Here is a 15,072-nt window from a genome sequence, read left to right on the forward strand (position 1 = left end):
CTCTGCCGCTTTATTACCGTCGCACCCACACCTCAACCCGCCCATTACGACGCGCGCCACTTTCCCCGCCGGCTGAACCGACCGGCATGTAGTGTCCGTAACCGACATACCCCTGTACCCGAGTGCCCATTTCCCGCAGCGCCTTGGCGGCAGATAGCGCGCGCAGCTCGGAGATCATCTGCGCCCGCAGTTCGTGACTCTGCTGGTCGGCAAAACCGATCAGCATCAGGTCGCGACCGGTCTTGCCGGTGCCCTCCAGATACTGCTGTACGCGTTGCAGGTCACGCCGGGCCTTGTTATCCAGCTGGGTGCGTCCCTCGGCAAAGCGGAAGTTGACCGACAGGCGCTGGTAATTTTCGGTCAGGCGCCTGAAGGTATCGGGCACGCTGGCATCCGGCGGCAGGTCGACGGCAAAGGGGGTCTGCGAAAAGAAGCCTGATTCGGCCACAATCGCCTGTCCCGTCGGGCTCTGAACGTACTCGATAAACTGCCTTGCCAGTGGCTCGCCGGTGTCTCCTGCCGTGTACAGATACAGCCGGCGGGCCAGTGGATAATCTTCGGTGGCGACCGACAGCGCGCTGGGTCTCAGCGCCGGGGCGTTGCCGTCGGCAATCGCCAGCAGCTTGCTGTTGCCCGCCGAGGCGAAGCCGGCAAAGCCGATACCGGACGGGTCGTTGCTCACGTCGTTCGACAGCTGGTCGTTCGACTCGTAACGCTGCGCGCTCGGCGTCAGGTTGTAGCGTCCGGCCAGCACCAGCTCCTTGAAGGTATCCCAGGTGCCGGATTGCTCGTCACGGGCATAGATCCGAATTGGTCGATCCGGGCCGCCAACCTCGGACCAGTTGCTGATTTCGCCAGCGAAGACGCGCGCCAGCGTATCGATATTGAGCTGCTCGACCGGGTTGGAGGGGTGTACCAGAATCGCCAGGCCATCAATTGCAATTACATGCTCGCTGTCCGGGCTGGTCATGTCGGCTCGCGAGGTCATGGCCTCGCGCTCGCTGCCCTTGACTCGACGTGATGCGGCCCAGATATCGGCGTGATCCGCCGCCAGTGCGCTGAAGCCAGTGCTCGTGCCATGCGCCGCGACCAGCACTGTCATCGGCTTGCCGTTGTAGCTGGTGGCAAGCACCGTTTCGTTGGCTGTCCCGGTCGGTCTGGCCGTCACCGGGTTACCGGTCAGTTGCTGCAGAAAACCGGTCATCAGCATCGGCGCAAGCGTAGCGCCGATGGTATTGGAGCCGTGGATCTCCAGTACATGGGCGCTGGCCAGGCCGGGTAGCAGGGCGAACGAAAGCCACAGGTGGCGCAGATAGCGGCGAACTGAATGCATGAGGGTCCTCGTTTCAACGGGCAGCGTGTGAGTCGGCTGCCAGAGTGCGACAAGGAAATAACATTCAGGTTACAGCCGGATGACGGTTGGCTGTCGGGTTGCCAGGGTGCAGAGCCGATCACACTGTAGCGATGCCGCGTTACGGCTGAACGCTGCGCTGGCAGGCTAAAAAGTGGCAATCCGCCACTCTTTCCGTGCCCTTACCCCATCCATGGAACATAATAAGAAGGAACCCGATGACGACGTGCAATCGATGGATGTAACACCCGTATACGATCCCGGTACCCTGATCATGCTGACCAGCTTGCTGATGGCTGTGATGGGTATCGTTCTGCTGCTGATGGGTCGCGCCAGCACTCCTGCTATTGCGGGGTATCGTCACTGGGCGGCCGGCTCGCTGCTGGCCATGTTCTCCGGGCTGCTGATCAGTTTGCGTGGTGAGGCCCTCGACTGGCTTACCTATACGATCCCGAATACCGCCGCCATGCTGGCCTATACCCTGTACTGGATCGGCAGCGCCCGCTACTTCGGTCAGCAGCCGAGACTCAAGGGTTGGGTGGTGCTGTTTGTTGTTGCCTGGATCGGCCAGGCCTACTTTACCCACGTCGAGGACAGCCTGCGTGGGCGTTACCTGAGTCTGACCGGCTATGTGTTTGCCGCCAGCCTGATGCATGCCATCGTGTTTGCAATGGCGATCTTCCAGCGCCGCAGCGATCACCGGCAGTATCTGCTGGGTGTCACGTTCACCGGTTTCTGGGTCTGCTTCTCCACCCTGGTATTTGGTGCGCGCTGGGTACATGCGGTGTTCCAGCCGCAGGACGGCCAGGGCATGCTGGATACCTCCTGGATGCAGGCGCTGTATCTCGGTACCTTCACCTTCGGACTGGTGATCGTCAATATCGGTTTTTTGCTACTCGTGTCCGAGCGTATCCGCAGCAATTTTGAAGACCTTGCCATGGTCGATACGTTGACTGGCGTGCGCAGCCGCCGCGCAGTGGCCAATGCCGCCAGTGACCTGTTCCGGCGCAGCAGGCGGAGCGGAGAGCCTTTTTCAGTCCTTTCGCTCGATCTGGACCACTTCAAGGCGATTAACGACCAGTTCGGTCATCAGGCCGGTGATCGCGTCTTACAGGTCTTCTGTCGGCATGTGGAAGATGCCCTGCGCCAGTCTGATGTGTTCGGCAGGGTAGGGGGCGAGGAGTTCATCGTTCTGCTGCCGGCAACAACCATGGCTCAGGCCGGTGAGCTGTCCGAACGGCTGCGCCTGGCCGCCCTGATCAGCGAGCCGGGCTTACCCGGTGTGACCGTCAGCATTGGCTATACCGACTGGCGCCCGACAGATGCCGGCGTTGATGACACCTTCAAGCGTGCTGATCGCGCTCTGTATGCGGCGAAGGATGCGGGGCGCAATCGGGCGATGCACTGCTAGAACCTGCGTGCAGGGCCCCGGGGCTGAACTCTGAGTTCGCCTTTGTCCGGGAGTTGGCGGTATGTCCGGTTGTTGTTTGGACAATCCGCATGATCGTGAGGATAACTATTGCTTTGTTTGCCAGCCGCAAGTTATCCGCACGCGCGTGAGGTTTGCTGCTCCCTGCCATCCATACCGCCAATACCCTCACATACGCCACGGTAACTCAACTGGTTACCGTGACTGGCCGGTTCTACACTGGGCGGCATTTGACCAAACAGGAAGAGCCCCAATGACTTACGAGACCCTCGATTACCAGGTGGAGGACGGTGTCCTCACGTTGACGCTGAACCGTCCTGACCGCATGAACGCTTTCAACGGCCTGATGCGTCGTGAGCTGATTGCGGCCTTTGATGCGGCGGATGCCGATGATGCGGTGCGTGTGGTGATCATGACTGGCGCCGGCCGTGCGTTCTGTGCCGGTGCGGATCTGGAGAAGGGCGGTGATACCTTCAACCGTCACAAGCGTCAGGATCAGCCCGAGGGTGATGACCTGCGTGATGGCGGCGGTACTGTCTCGCTGCGTATCTACGAGTGCATCAAGCCGGTCATCGTTGCCTTCAACGGCGCGGCTGTCGGCGTCGGTGTCACCATGAGCCTGCCTGCTGACATTCGCATGGCCTCGACCAATGCCAAGTTCGGTTTCGTGTTTGCCCGTCGCGGCATCACCATGGAAGCCTGCTCCAGCTGGTTCCTGCCGCGCCTCGTTGGCCCGATGCAGGCCGCCGAGTGGGTCTATACCGGCCGTGTCTTCAGCGCCGAAGAAGCGCTCAAGGGCGGTCTGCTGCGCAGCGTCCACGAGCCGGACGAGCTGCTGCCGGCGGCGCGTGAGCTGGCCCGTGAGATTGCCGACAACACCTCGGCCATGTCCGCCGCGCTGAACCGTCAGCTGCTGTGGCGCATGATGGCGGCGGATCATCCGATGGAAGCGCATATCATCGACTCGCGCGCGATTGCCTTTATGGGTGAGTCCGAGGACGCGAAAGAGGGCGTCAGCTCCTTCCTGGAGAAGCGCGCGCCGGAGTTCAAGCTGCGTCCGAGCACGGACAAGCCAGCGTTCTTCCCGTGGTGGGAAGAGCGCAAGTTCCGCTGAGAAGCTGGCTGCGTTGGCATTACTGCGTTAAAACCGCTCGAAGCCTGCTCATTTACTGTTCGTAAACTGCGCACCTTCTCCCGGTTTTGCCTTGTACTGCCGGCCTCGCCGACGCTTCTCACCATTTGTGAAAGCAGAAGCGTCGGTTGGCGTAATGCTGACCGGATACGACGCCCGCGCACGTTCTGTGTGCGGGCCTTTCAGTGTTAGGCTTTGGCTTTTTCTACCCAATGGGAGCTGTTGCCATGAGTCGTCACTTTGAATCTGCCCCGGGCCTGTGCGAGAACCGCGATCCGGCTACCGAGGGCTTTGTCTTCAACCAGACCATGCTGCGCATCAAGGACCCGAAAGCGACGCTGGATTTCTATACCCGCGTGATGGGCATGACGCTGGTGAAGAAGTTGGATTTTCCGGCCGGCAAGTTCAGCCTGTATTTCCTGGCCGCCGTCGACAGTAACGCCTTGGACAGCTGGTCTGACGATCCGGTCGAGCGCACCCACCAGACCTTCGGCCGTCCGGCCATGCTGGAGCTGACCCACAACTGGGGCACCGAAGATGATCCGGAGTTCAGCTATCACAACGGTAACGAAGACCCGCGCGGCTTCGGCCATATCGGTTTTGCGGTGCCGGACCTGGAAGCGGCCTGCGCGCGCTTTGAGGAACTGGGTGTGTCCTTCGTGAAGCGTCCGCAGGACGGCAAGATGCACAACATCGCCTTTATCCGTGATCCGGATGGGTATTGGATTGAGATCTTTGCGCCGGGTGGGATGGCGTAATAGAGCGGTTCACGCCTGACGCTGGTCGAGCGGGAGCTCGACCTTCCCGGGAGGCCGGCTTCCAAGCCGGCCTGCGGTGCCGGGGTACGGCGTGTTGGCAAAGCCCCGGCTCGATCTATCCGTGTTGCCGAGTGGACAAGCCTGCGAGTGTCAGGGGAAGTGCGCGCCTTCCAGCGTCCCCTGCTGGGTGCGCTTGTCGTATTCGCGGTCGTCGACGGCGAGCTGTTCCAGCAGGCGGCGGCCGGCCGCGTTGGCGGCCTGCTGCAGTTGCTCGCAGGTGGCTGCGGGCGGCAGGTTTAGAATCGCCTGCTCGATCTGTCTGGCAGCGTTCATTGCCAACTCCACATGGCCATCCTGATGCAGCTGCAGGGCAAGCAGGTAGCTGTCCCATTGCTGCTGCACGCTTGTGGCGCGCTGCGGGTCGGGCTGCAGCCGCGGTAGGTAGGCCGTCACTGTGACGTCTGTGGTCGCTTCGGTGATGCGGCACTGACCGGGCGTGGACTCCCAGCGGAAGTTCCAATTGACCCGGTTGGCGCTGTGCTGGCGGTTGCGGTTCAGGCTGGCGCGAATGGTGTCGACCGTGGCGCCACTGACATCAAAACTCTCCACCCGGCTCTGCAGTCGGGGCTCGGCACTGCTCGGGCCTGCTGATATCAGCAATGGGCCGAGCAGCAGCGGTAACAGCCACCTGCGGCGCATCAGATCGGGTCCATCAGCCGCTCAAGGGCGGCGCGGCAGCGGTTGGGGATCGGGAAGGCGGTATTGCTGGCGCGGTCGACGAATACGTGGACGAAGCGACCCGCCGCGCAGGCTTCTTCACGGTCCTGCTTGAATACGGCCAGTTCGTAATGCACCGAGCTGCTGCCCAGACGCGCGACCTTGACGCCAATCTCGATGGCGTCAGGAAAGGCGATGGGCGCGAAGTAATCGCAGTTGGAGCTGACCACAAAGGCGACCTGATCACCGTTGTGGATGTCCAGCCCGCCTTCGGCGATCAGCCAGCTGTTCACCGCGCTGTCGAAGTAGCTGTAGTAGGTCACGTTGTTGATGTGACCGTAGATGTCGTTGTCGTGCCAGCGGGTGGTGATGGCGTGCAGGTAGGGGTAATCGCTGCGCGTGGGCTTGCTCGTACTCATGAATGCTCCGCTTGGCTCAGTAAGCCTGGTTGTAGATGGCCAGCGCGTCCGCTTCGGTGACCTCGCGTGGGTTGTTGACCAGCAGACGCTGCTGCAGCATGGCGTCCCTGGCCAGCATTTCCAGTGCGTCCTTCGGTACGCCAGCGTCGCGCAGGCGGCTCGGCAGGCCACAGCGCGGGCTTAGCTCAGCCAACGCGCTGATCATCTGCGAGGTCAGGCTGTCGGCGTCACCGGCAACCAGGCCGGGGCCGACGATCAGCGGTGCCAGTTCGGCATACAGCGGCGCGGCAGCCGGGGCGTTGAATTCGACCACCGTTGGCAGTACCAGCGCGTTCGACAGGCCGTGGGGAATGTGGAAGTGACCGCCGAGCGGGTAGGCCAGCGCGTGGACCGCGGCAACCGGCGCGTTGGCGAAGGCCTGGCCGGCGAGCAGGGCGCCGAGCAGCATGGCCTGGCGGGCTTCGCGGTTGCCGCCGTCCTGCACCACCGCATCCAGATTGGCGGCCAGCAGGCGCAGGGCCTCGCGGGCGAGCATGTCGGACAGCGGGTTCTTCTTCAGCTTGCTGGTGTAGGCCTCGATGGCGTGCACCATGGCGTCGATGCCGGTAGCGGCGGTGACGTGGGCGGGCAGCCCCAGGGTCAGGTCGGCGTCCAGCAGGGCCAGATCCGGCAACAGAATCGGTGACACCACGCCCATCTTGGTGGTGGCGCCGGTGGTGATGATCGCAATCTGGGTGACTTCCGAGCCGGTGCCGGCGGTGGTCGGCACCTGAATTAGCGGCAGGCGCTGGCCGCGGGCATTGCCGACGCCGTAGATGTCCTGCAGGGTCTGCGTGCAGCCCGGGTGCGCGAGCAGGGCAACCAGTTTGGCCACATCCATCGAGCTGCCGCCGCCAAAGCCGATGATCAGCTCGGCCTGCATGGCCTTGGCTTGCTCGACGGCTGCCAGTACCACGGACTCCGGCGGGTCTGCCTCGACCTGATCGAATACCTCAACGGCAATGCCGGCGCTGCTCAGATTAGGCAGTACGCCGTCCAGCAGACCAATCTTGGTAATGCCGGGGTCGGTGACAATCACTACGCGGTGGGCGTCGCGGACCTTGCACAGCTCGCCGAGCTGGCTGGCGGAACCGGATTCGCAGAGGATCTGCGCAGTGGTGGCAAAGCTGAAGGGATTCATCGGGCCTCCGGGTTGGGTGCGGGTTCGATCTGCTGCGTGCCCGTGGGCCGCGGTTGATGTGTGGTCGTCGCCGGCTGTTTGCCGACTGGCGAGATCGAAATCAGTTTCCAGACTGAGTCAATTCTGCTGACTGTACGTTCATGCGGCAAGGGCTATTGATGTTAGCGATGGTAATTCACAGCGCGGCGAGGTGGGAGGGTCGAGCTTCTGCTCGACCATGGAGATTGCTGCGTGCGCGTGGCCGAGTTGGAACTCGGCCTTCCCGGCGAGCACGCAGGGATGGTTGTGGGGTTCGGGAGGGTCGAGCTCCCGCTCGACCAGCGAAGGTGCTGCATGCGCGTGGCGGCGTTGGAACTCGGCCTTCCTAGGCAGCCTAGAGGAACATTTCCAGCAGGTCGTTGAGGAACAGCCGGCCGCGTTCGGTCGGGCGTAGCTGCTGGTGCCAGGGCTCGAGCAGGCCCTTGGCCTCGGCTTGATTGAGCGTATCGGCGATCTGCTCCAGTGACTGGCCGGTGCGCTCGGCGTACCAGGCGCTGGGCACGCCATCGACCAGCCGCAGGGCGTTCATCAGAAAGTCGAACGGCAGCTCGTCTGCGTCCAGCGTCTTGCTGCCGGCCAGATAGGCTTTGTCCGGATTCAGGTAGTCCTTGGGCAGGCGGGTCTTCCAGTAGCGCTGCACCTTGCCATTGGCGTCGGTCAGCTTGCCATGCGCGCCGGCGCCCAGGCCGAGAAAGTCGCCGTACTGCCAGTAGTTCAGGTTATGGCGGGCACGGCGGCCATTTCTGGCATAGGCGGAAATCTCGTACTGGGCGTAGCCACCGGCGGCCAGACGCTGCAGCCCGGCCTCCTGAATCGACCAGAGAATGTCTTCCTCGGGCAGCGTGGGCGGGCGCGAGTAAAACACCGTGTTGGGTTCCAGCGTCAGCTGATACCAGGACAGGTGCTCCGGTGCGAGCGCCATCGCCTGATCCAGATCGGCCATCGCCTGGGCGTGCTCCTGATTCGGCAGGCCATGCATCAGGTCTAGGTTCAGGTTGTCGAAGCCGGCGCGACGCGCCATGTCGACGGCGCCGAGGGCTTCACGGTCATCATGGATGCGGCCCAGCGCCTTCAGATGTTCGGCGTTGAAACTCTGGATGCCGATCGACAGCCGGTTGATGCCGGCCAGCCGGTAGTCTCTGAACTTGGCTTGCTCGAAGGTGCCGGGGTTGGCTTCGAGGGTGATTTCTATATCGTCTGCGAACGGCACGCGCTGATTCAGCGCCTGCAGGAAGCGATCCAGCGCGGCGGCCGAGAACAGACTCGGCGTACCGCCACCGAAGAAGATCGAGGTCAGCGGGCGAGCGGGCAGGCCTTCGAGCGCGCGCAGATCCTGCTCCAGATCCTCGATCAGGGCATCGACGTACTCATTCTCGGGCAGGGCATCGTGAGTGGTGTGCGAATTGAAGTCGCAGTAGGGGCACTTCCTTACGCACCAGGGGATGTGGACATATGCCGCCAGGGGCGGCGGCTGCAAGCCACAAGACGGGGGCGTTGCTCCCTCAAGCTGCAAGCGGTCCGTGCCGGCGTTTGGGTTTGCTTGCCGCTTGCCGCTTGCCGCTTGTGGCTTCACAGGCCCAGCCTGGCTTTCAGCAAGGCCATTGCCCGGGCGCGGTGGCTGAGCTGGTTCTTCTCTTGCGGACTGAGTTCGGCGCTGGAGCAGTCGCGCTCCGGCACCCAGAACAGCGGATCGTAGCCAAAACCGTGCTCGCCGCTGGGCGCATGCAGGATGCGGCCTTGCCAGGCGCCTTCACAGATGACGGGAATAGGGTCTTCGGCGTGGCGCAGCAGGGCCAGCGCGCAGATGAACTGGGCGCCGCGCTCGGCGTCCGGTACGTCCTTCAATGCGTCAAGCAGCTTGGCGTTGTTGGCGGCATCACCGCCACCGCCTGCGTAGCGGGCAGAGTAGATGCCGGGTGCGCCGCCAAGGGCGTCGACTGCGAGTCCGGAGTCGTCGGCCAGCGCCGGCAGGCCCGAGATGCGGGCGGCGTGACGCGCCTTGATCAGGGCGTTTTCGACGAAGGTCAGGCCGGTTTCCTCGGCTTCGATATCGGTGAAGTCGCTTTGCGGGCGGACGGTGATGCTGTCACCCAGCATGGCCTGGAGTTCAGCGAGCTTGCCCTTGTTGTTGCTGGCGAGCACCAACTCACTGAAGGGCAGGGCTGTTTTATTGGTCATCGGGGAAGAATTCCTGCTGGAAGCTCAGGCTGTGCACCATGGCGCCTGCTTCGGCCTGGATATCGACCTTGAACAGCAAAATGCCGCGCTGGGTAGAGGTGTAGTTGGCGACAAAGTAGATGGCGTCGCCTTCCTGAATGCGGTTGAAGTCGAGCGCGACAGGCTGGCCGATCAGGCTGCGCACTTCGCCCTTGAGGATAGCGTCGACCGCGCTGCCGTCCGGCCGCTGCACGGCGACGTTGATCACGCCGTGGGTCGGGCCGCGCTTGAGGCCGGCGTTGGCGGCGATATCGGGCTGCAACAGGGTGCTGTTGAATACGTTGTGGTAGACCACCAGATCACCGAAGCGAGTGGGCTCGGGGCCGGCGAACACGTTGAGGCTGAGCATCATCAGGCTCAGCAGGCAGAGACGACGAAACATGGCAGTTCTCCTCGAAATTGGACTAGCGACTGACCCGGTAGATCGCGACTTCACCCAGCATGTTGGGCCACAGGCCGCTCAACCAGCTGCTCTGGTGGGTCTGGTCGACTACCAGGCGGTTCAGCACCTTGATGTTGCGCTCCCGGCACAGCTGCTCGAAGTCCTTGAAAGTGCAGAAGTGGATGTTCGGGGTGTTGTACCAAGTGTAGGGCATGAACTCGGATACCGGCATGCGGCCCTTGGTGCCCAGATACCAGCGGCAGCGCCAATGGGCAAAATTGGGGAAGGTCAGGATGCCTTCGTGACCGATGCGCAGCATGTCTTCCAGTACCCGGTCGGGGTAGTGCATGGCCTGCAGCGACTGGGTCATGACCACGGTGTCGAAGCTGTTGTCCTCGAAGTTGTCGAGGCTTTCGTCGAGGTTCTGCTCCATCACGTTGACGCCGTGACGGATACAGCTGCTGATCTTGTCAGGGTCGATTTCCAGTCCGTAGCCCTGCACCTGCTTGTGATCGCGCAGGTGGCGCAGCAACTGGCCTTCGCCGCAGCCCAGGTCGAGTACCCGGCTGCCCGGGCGAATCCATTGCTGGATGATCTCCAGATCGGCGCGCAGGCTCATTGGTTCACCTCGATGCGGTTCATGTAGCCACTCAGGGCCTCGATATAGCGGGGAATCGGCAGCAGGAAGGCGTCGTGGCCCTGCGCGGCTTCGATCTCCAGATAGCTGACGTCCTTGCGGGCGGCGAGCAGGCCGTCGACCAGCTCGCGCGAGCGTGCCGGCGAGAAGCGCCAGTCGGTAGTGAACGACATCACCAGGCAGCGAGCCTGGACCACCGCCAGTGTTCGCGCCAGATCACCGCCGTTGGCCGCGGCCGGGTCAAAGTAGTCCAGCGCCTTGGTCATCAGCAGGTAGGTATTGGCGTCGAAGCGGCCGGAGAACTCCTGACCCTGATAGCGCAGGTAGCTTTCCACCTCGAACTCGACGCTGGTGAGGTCGTAGTTGAGCTGATCGGAGCGCAGATCGCGGCCGAACTTGGCGCCCATCGAGTCGTCCGACAGGTAGGTAATGTGGCCGACCATGCGCGCCAGCATCAGGCCGCGCTTGGGGATTACGCCAAAGGCGGCGTAGTCGCCGTTGTGGAAGTCCGGATCGGTAATGATCGCCTGCCGGGCCACCTCGTTGAAGGCGATGTTCTGTGCCGACAGCTTGGGCGCGGTGGCAATGGCCACGCAGTGACGCACGCGCTCCGGGTAGCTGATCGCCCACTGCAGCGCCTGCATGCCGCCAAGGCTGCCGCCCACCACCGCAGCCCACTGCTGAATGCCCAGCACGTCCGCCAGCCGCGCCTGACTGTGGACCCAGTCTTCAACGGTCAGTACCGGGAAGCTGGCGCCGTAGCTCTTGCCGGTTTCCGGGTTGATGCTGGACGGGCCGGTGGAGCCGTGGCAGCCGCCGAGGTTGTTCAGGCTGACGACGAAGAAGCGCTTGGTGTCGATGGCCTTGCCGGGGCCGATGCAGTTATCCCACCAGCCCGGTTTGCGATCGTCGGCGCTGTGGTAGCCGGCGGCGTGGTGATGGCCGGACAGGGCGTGGCAAACCAGCACCGCATTGCTGGCGCTGGCGTTAAGTTCACCGTAGGTCTCGTAGACCAGCTCGTAGCTGTTCAGCGGCGTGCCGCAGGCCAGGGGTAGAGGCTCGGTGAAGGTCTGGCGCTGGGGGGTGACCAGGCCGACGGAGTCAGCAGGTAGTCTGGACATCGGTAACCTGTTCCTGTGTCGCTTGGCCGGACTTCGCAAGGAGGCTTGCTCCGGGGTGCTGCAGGCAGGCGAAGGGCCAATAATAGAGGCGCCAGTCTAAAGAGGGCGTTGGTCCGGTGCAACATTCAGCAGCGGCTGATACCCAGATCCTCGGGCAGCTGCAGCGGTTGTTTGATCAGCAGGCGTTTTTGCCGGCTGGTCTGGCCGCTGAGCAGGCTGACCTGCTGGCGGCTGACCGCAAAGGCGTCGGCCAGAAAGCGCATCAGCGCGTCGTTGGCCTTGCCGTCAACGGGCGGTGCGCTGATGCGGATTTTCAGCCGTTCGCCATGCTGGCCGGCAAACTCGGCGCGCTTGGCGCCGGGCTGCAGATGGCAGTCGAGGATCAGATCCTTGCCTTGCCAGTGGTAGAACGGCACTGGCGTCAGAGTGCCAGCGTCAGGCCGCGGGGCATGCTGGCCGCGGCCGCCAGGTTCGCGATGACCAGCATGTCGAACAGCCGAATGGCGATAAAGGCAAAGATCGGTGACAGGTCCAGCCCGCCCAGTGCCGGCAGGATCTTGCGGATCGGTGCCAGCAGCGGCTCACACAACTGGTTGATCAGCGTTACCGCCGGGTTGTAGCTGCCCTGGGCGACCCACGACAGGATTACACTGATGATCAGCGCGAAGAAGAAGATCTTGGCGAACAGCGCGAGGATGCCAATGGCTGACCAGGCGACCAGCAGGATAATGTTCGGCAGCGCGTAGCCCATCAACTTGATGATCAGCACCATCAGCACCAGCTGGATTGCCAGCGCCAGGACCAGCGAGGCGAAGTCCAGCCCGCCGTAACCGGGAATAATCCGGCGCAGCGGCATCAGCAGCGGCTTGGTGGCACGGACGATGAACTGCGAGATCGGGTTATAGAAGTGGGCGCGGACCAGCTGCAGCAGAAAGCGCAGCAGTACTACCAGCAGGTAGAGATTGCCGAGGGTTTGCAGCAGGTAAATGGCGGCCGTATTCAGGCTGTTCATGGGCAATCAATCCTCAGGCAAGCTCGCGGGACATTTCGGCTGCGCGGTCGGCACAGGCCTGCATGGCGTCGTCGACCATCTTCGGCAACCCCTGGCTGCGGAAGGTTTCGATGGCGCGTTCGGTGGTGCCGTTGGGTGAGCAGACGCGACGGCGCAGCTCGGCAACGTCGACGTCGCTGTGCACCGCCATGTCGGCGGCACCCAGGCCGGTGAACAGGGCCAGACGTTCGGCGGTGTCGCGCGGCAGGCCAAGTTTTTCGCCGGCGTCGATCATCGCTTCCATCAGGTAGAAGAAGTAGGCCGGGCCACTGCCGGAGACCGCGGTGACGGCGTCGATCAGCTTTTCCTCATCCAGCCAGACACTGATGCCGACCGCGTTGAGGATGCCTTCGGCCTGCTCACGCTGCTCGTCGCTGACGGCGGCGTTGGCATACAGGCCGCTGACGCCCTGGCCGCGCAGCGACGGCGTATTGGGCATGCAGCGCACGATGGCGGTACCGGCGCCGAGCCAGTTTTCCAGACTCTGGCAGGTGATGCCTGCAGCGATGGAAATGATCAGCTGGCCGGGCTTGCGGCTGCGCGGCAGAGCGCGGCAGACGTCCTGCATGACCTGCGGCTTGACCGCCAGCAGCAGGATGTCGCACTCGGCGGCCAGAATGGCGTTGTCGGTCGCGGTGCGGATATGAAACTGGCGCTCCAGGGCGGCGCATTGCTCGGCCTTGGTGTCGCTGGCAATCAGATTGGCCGGCTTGACGTTTTTCTGCAGCATGCCGCCGATCAGGCTGGTGGCCATGTTGCCGGCGCCGATGAATCCTATTACGGGTGCAGTCATGTGGGAAACCTCGTTCTGCATGCGTTAGGTGTTGGGGTACTGGCGCTGCCCGAACAGGGCGGTGCCGATACGCACTATGGTGGCGCCTTCCTGGACCGCTTCGGTCAGGTCATCGCTCATGCCCATCGACAGGGTGTCCAGGTCCAGCGGCAGGCTTTGTGCAGCCTGGCGCAGCGCAGCCAGTGGCGCGCGGCGGGCTTCGCTGGTCTCGGCCGGGGCCGGAATGGCCATCAGCCCACGCAGCCGAATGCGCGGCAGCGCCGCGACCGCAGCAGCCAGCTCAGGCAGTTCGGCCAGCGATACGCCGGATTTGCTGTCTTCGGCGCTGATATTTACCTGCAGGCAGACATTCAGCGGCGGCAGATGTTCCGGGCGCTGGTCAGAGAGGCGCTGGGCGATTTTCAGGCGATCGACGCTGTGTACCCAGTCGAAGTGCTCGGCGATGGGACGCGTCTTGTTCGATTGAATGGGGCCGATGAAGTGCCAGCGCAAGGGCAGATCACTCAGCTCGGCCATCTTGTCGAGGGCTTCCTGCAGGTAGTTTTCGCCGATATCCTGCAGCCCGGCGGCCCAGGCGTCGCGAATGGCGCTGGCGGGTCGGGTCTTGCTGACGGCCAGCAGGGTGATCGCTTCCGGAGGCCGTCCGGCCGCCTCTGCAGCCCGCCGGATGCGCTCACGAACGTTTGCAATATTCTCTGCTATCGTGGACATTACGGACGTTAATACCTTGCCAATGGAATAGACACTGCGGGCATTCTACATGCATGCAGGTTGTTATGGGGAACCCTATGGATATTACCGAGCTGTTAGCCTTCAGCGCTAAACAGGGCGCGTCGGACTTGCACCTGTCGGCAGGATTGCCGCCCATGATCCGTGTTGATGGCGACGTGCGCCGGATCAACGTACCGGCGATGGAGCACAAGCAGGTTCATGCGCTGATCTACGACATCATGAACGACAAGCAGCGCAAGGACTACGAGGAGTTCCTGGAGACCGACTTCTCCTTCGAGGTTCCCGGCGTAGCCCGGTTCCGGGTTAACGCGTTCAACCAGAATCGTGGCGCAGGCGCGGTGTTCCGGACCATTCCTTCCAAGGTGCTGACCATGGAAGACCTGGGCATGGGCGATGTGTTCAAGAAGATTTCCGATGTGCCGCGCGGGTTGGTGCTGGTGACCGGGCCAACCGGCTCGGGCAAGTCCACCAGTCTGGCGGCCATGCTCGACTACATCAATTGCAACAAATACCAGCACATCCTGACCATTGAGGACCCGATCGAATTCGTTCACGAGTCGAAGAAGTGTCTGGTCAACCAGCGTGAAGTGCACCGTGACACGCTTGGCTTTGCCGAAGCATTGCGCTCGGCACTGCGGGAAGACCCGGATATCATTCTGGTCGGCGAGATGCGCGACCTGGAAACCATTCGCCTGGCGCTGACTGCGGCAGAAACCGGTCACCTGGTGTTCGGCACCCTGCATACCACCTCGGCGGCCAAGACCATCGACCGTATCGTCGACGTGTTCCCCGGTGAGGAAAAGGCCATGGTGCGCTCGATGCTGTCCGAGTCACTGCAGGCTGTAATCTCCCAGACGCTGCTGAAGAAGATCGGCGGCGGCCGGGTCGCCGCGCACGAAATCATGATCGGCACACCGGCGATCCGGAACCTGATCCGTGAAGACAAGATTGCGCAGATGTACTCGGCGATCCAGACCGGCGGTAACCTCGGCATGCAGACCCTGGACATGTGTCTGAAGTCGCTGGTCGCCAAGGGCCTGGTCAGCAAGGAAAGCGCTCGTGAGAAAGCCAAGGTCGCCGACGGATTCTGAGTTCAACAAATAGTGCCGGCGGC

The 15,072-nt window shown here is 62.9% G+C and carries 17 protein-coding genes; 4 read left to right on the forward strand and 13 right to left on the reverse strand.

The window, feature by feature from the left end; translation table 11 throughout:
- Positions 1-13: 13 nt before the first annotated feature.
- The gene (locus tag B7O88_RS11220) at positions 14-1,333 is read right to left on the reverse strand and encodes a substrate-binding domain-containing protein (protein WP_088276029.1); all 1,320 of its coding nucleotides are present in this window, start codon (positions 1,331-1,333) and stop codon (positions 14-16) included.
- A gap of 211 nt (positions 1,334-1,544) precedes the next feature.
- Between B7O88_RS11220 and B7O88_RS11225 the strand changes: the two genes are divergently transcribed.
- The 3 genes from B7O88_RS11225 to gloA all read left to right on the forward strand — a co-directional run bounded on the left by B7O88_RS11225 (position 1,545) and on the right by gloA (position 4,670).
- Positions 1,545-2,762 carry a GGDEF domain-containing protein gene (locus B7O88_RS11225; RefSeq protein ID WP_088276030.1) on the forward strand — a complete coding sequence of 406 codons (1,218 nt, stop codon included), beginning with the start codon at positions 1,545-1,547 and terminating at the stop codon, positions 2,760-2,762.
- A 271-nt stretch (positions 2,763-3,033) separates the two neighbouring features.
- Entirely contained in the window at positions 3,034-3,894 is an 861-nt protein-coding gene (locus tag B7O88_RS11230; RefSeq protein WP_088276032.1) for a crotonase/enoyl-CoA hydratase family protein, read from the forward strand.
- Between the two features lie 245 nt (positions 3,895-4,139).
- On the forward strand, positions 4,140-4,670 hold the full coding sequence (gene gloA, locus B7O88_RS11235; protein WP_088276034.1) for a lactoylglutathione lyase: 531 nt from the start codon (positions 4,140-4,142) through the stop codon (positions 4,668-4,670).
- Positions 4,671-4,820: 150 nt separating this feature from the next.
- Here gloA and B7O88_RS11240 read toward each other — a convergent pair whose 3' ends face one another.
- The 12 genes from B7O88_RS11240 to B7O88_RS11295 form a co-directional block, all read right to left on the reverse strand.
- Positions 4,821-5,369 carry a DUF922 domain-containing protein gene (locus B7O88_RS11240; protein WP_088276036.1) on the reverse strand — a complete coding sequence of 183 codons (549 nt, stop codon included), beginning with the start codon at positions 5,367-5,369 and terminating at the stop codon, positions 4,821-4,823.
- On the reverse strand, positions 5,369-5,806 hold the full coding sequence (locus B7O88_RS11245) for an acyl-CoA thioesterase (protein ID WP_088276038.1): 438 nt from the start codon (positions 5,804-5,806) through the stop codon (positions 5,369-5,371). The genes B7O88_RS11240 and B7O88_RS11245 overlap by 1 nt, the downstream gene beginning before the upstream one ends.
- Before the next feature lie 16 nt (positions 5,807-5,822).
- Positions 5,823-6,986 (reverse strand): iron-containing alcohol dehydrogenase, encoded by a 1,164-nt coding sequence (locus tag B7O88_RS11250; protein WP_088276040.1) that lies wholly within the window; start codon positions 6,984-6,986, stop codon positions 5,823-5,825.
- A 373-nt stretch (positions 6,987-7,359) separates the two neighbouring features.
- Positions 7,360-8,502: a radical SAM family heme chaperone HemW gene (hemW, locus tag B7O88_RS11255; RefSeq protein ID WP_235005778.1), complete on the reverse strand. Its 1,143-nt coding sequence runs from the start codon at positions 8,500-8,502 to the stop codon at positions 7,360-7,362.
- 92 nt (positions 8,503-8,594) lie between these two features.
- Entirely contained in the window at positions 8,595-9,203 is a 609-nt protein-coding gene (gene rdgB / locus B7O88_RS11260; RefSeq protein ID WP_172409666.1) for an RdgB/HAM1 family non-canonical purine NTP pyrophosphatase, read from the reverse strand.
- Positions 9,193-9,624, reverse strand: a complete 432-nt coding sequence (locus tag B7O88_RS11265; RefSeq protein WP_088276042.1) for a DUF4426 domain-containing protein — start codon at positions 9,622-9,624, stop codon at positions 9,193-9,195. Before B7O88_RS11265 ends, rdgB begins: the two co-directional genes overlap by 11 nt.
- A gap of 22 nt (positions 9,625-9,646) precedes the next feature.
- The gene (metW, locus tag B7O88_RS11270) at positions 9,647-10,237 is read right to left on the reverse strand and encodes a methionine biosynthesis protein MetW (protein WP_088276147.1); all 591 of its coding nucleotides are present in this window, start codon (positions 10,235-10,237) and stop codon (positions 9,647-9,649) included.
- 2 nt (positions 10,238-10,239) lie between these two features.
- Positions 10,240-11,382: a homoserine O-succinyltransferase MetX gene (gene metX / locus B7O88_RS11275; RefSeq protein ID WP_088276044.1), complete on the reverse strand. Its 1,143-nt coding sequence runs from the start codon at positions 11,380-11,382 to the stop codon at positions 10,240-10,242.
- A gap of 125 nt (positions 11,383-11,507) precedes the next feature.
- The gene (locus B7O88_RS11280) at positions 11,508-11,798 is read right to left on the reverse strand and encodes a DUF167 family protein (RefSeq protein ID WP_088276045.1); all 291 of its coding nucleotides are present in this window, start codon (positions 11,796-11,798) and stop codon (positions 11,508-11,510) included.
- A gap of 5 nt (positions 11,799-11,803) precedes the next feature.
- The gene (locus B7O88_RS11285; RefSeq protein ID WP_088276047.1) at positions 11,804-12,394 is read right to left on the reverse strand and encodes a YggT family protein; all 591 of its coding nucleotides are present in this window, start codon (positions 12,392-12,394) and stop codon (positions 11,804-11,806) included.
- Between the two features lie 13 nt (positions 12,395-12,407).
- Positions 12,408-13,226 (reverse strand): pyrroline-5-carboxylate reductase, encoded by an 819-nt coding sequence (proC, locus tag B7O88_RS11290; RefSeq protein ID WP_088276148.1) that lies wholly within the window; start codon positions 13,224-13,226, stop codon positions 12,408-12,410.
- 24 nt (positions 13,227-13,250) lie between these two features.
- On the reverse strand, positions 13,251-13,937 hold the full coding sequence (locus B7O88_RS11295) for a YggS family pyridoxal phosphate-dependent enzyme (RefSeq protein WP_088276049.1): 687 nt from the start codon (positions 13,935-13,937) through the stop codon (positions 13,251-13,253).
- A 77-nt stretch (positions 13,938-14,014) separates the two neighbouring features.
- Between B7O88_RS11295 and B7O88_RS11300 the strand changes: the two genes are divergently transcribed.
- On the forward strand, positions 14,015-15,049 hold the full coding sequence (locus B7O88_RS11300; RefSeq protein ID WP_088276051.1) for a type IV pilus twitching motility protein PilT: 1,035 nt from the start codon (positions 14,015-14,017) through the stop codon (positions 15,047-15,049).
- Positions 15,050-15,072 lie beyond the last annotated feature (23 nt).

It is taken from the genome of Halopseudomonas aestusnigri, assembly GCF_002197985.1.
Taxonomy (GTDB): domain Bacteria; phylum Pseudomonadota; class Gammaproteobacteria; order Pseudomonadales; family Pseudomonadaceae; genus Halopseudomonas; species Halopseudomonas aestusnigri.

What these genes read in the sequence shown, in the direction of transcription:
- proC (WP_088276148.1), bottom strand. Translation starts at nt 13,226, where the DNA reads ATGACTGCACCCGTAATAGGATTCATCGGCGCCGGCAACATGGCCACC.
- metX (WP_088276044.1), bottom strand. Translation starts at nt 11,382, where the DNA reads ATGTCCAGACTACCTGCTGACTCCGTCGGCCTGGTCACCCCCCAGCGC.
- B7O88_RS11240 (WP_088276036.1), bottom strand. Translation starts at nt 5,369, where the DNA reads ATGCGCCGCAGGTGGCTGTTACCGCTGCTGCTCGGCCCATTGCTGATA.
- rdgB (WP_172409666.1), bottom strand. Translation starts at nt 9,203, where the DNA reads ATGACCAATAAAACAGCCCTGCCCTTCAGTGAGTTGGTGCTCGCCAGC.
- B7O88_RS11250 (WP_088276040.1), bottom strand. Translation starts at nt 6,986, where the DNA reads ATGAATCCCTTCAGCTTTGCCACCACTGCGCAGATCCTCTGCGAATCC.
- B7O88_RS11220 (WP_088276029.1), bottom strand. Translation starts at nt 1,333, where the DNA reads ATGCATTCAGTTCGCCGCTATCTGCGCCACCTGTGGCTTTCGTTCGCC.
- B7O88_RS11295 (WP_088276049.1), bottom strand. Translation starts at nt 13,937, where the DNA reads ATGTCCACGATAGCAGAGAATATTGCAAACGTTCGTGAGCGCATCCGG.
- B7O88_RS11230 (WP_088276032.1), top strand. Translation starts at nt 3,034, where the DNA reads ATGACTTACGAGACCCTCGATTACCAGGTGGAGGACGGTGTCCTCACG.
- B7O88_RS11265 (WP_088276042.1), bottom strand. Translation starts at nt 9,624, where the DNA reads ATGTTTCGTCGTCTCTGCCTGCTGAGCCTGATGATGCTCAGCCTCAAC.
- B7O88_RS11285 (WP_088276047.1), bottom strand. Translation starts at nt 12,394, where the DNA reads ATGAACAGCCTGAATACGGCCGCCATTTACCTGCTGCAAACCCTCGGC.
- gloA (WP_088276034.1), top strand. Translation starts at nt 4,140, where the DNA reads ATGAGTCGTCACTTTGAATCTGCCCCGGGCCTGTGCGAGAACCGCGAT.
- B7O88_RS11245 (WP_088276038.1), bottom strand. Translation starts at nt 5,806, where the DNA reads ATGAGTACGAGCAAGCCCACGCGCAGCGATTACCCCTACCTGCACGCC.
- B7O88_RS11300 (WP_088276051.1), top strand. Translation starts at nt 14,015, where the DNA reads ATGGATATTACCGAGCTGTTAGCCTTCAGCGCTAAACAGGGCGCGTCG.
- B7O88_RS11225 (WP_088276030.1), top strand. Translation starts at nt 1,545, where the DNA reads ATGGAACATAATAAGAAGGAACCCGATGACGACGTGCAATCGATGGAT.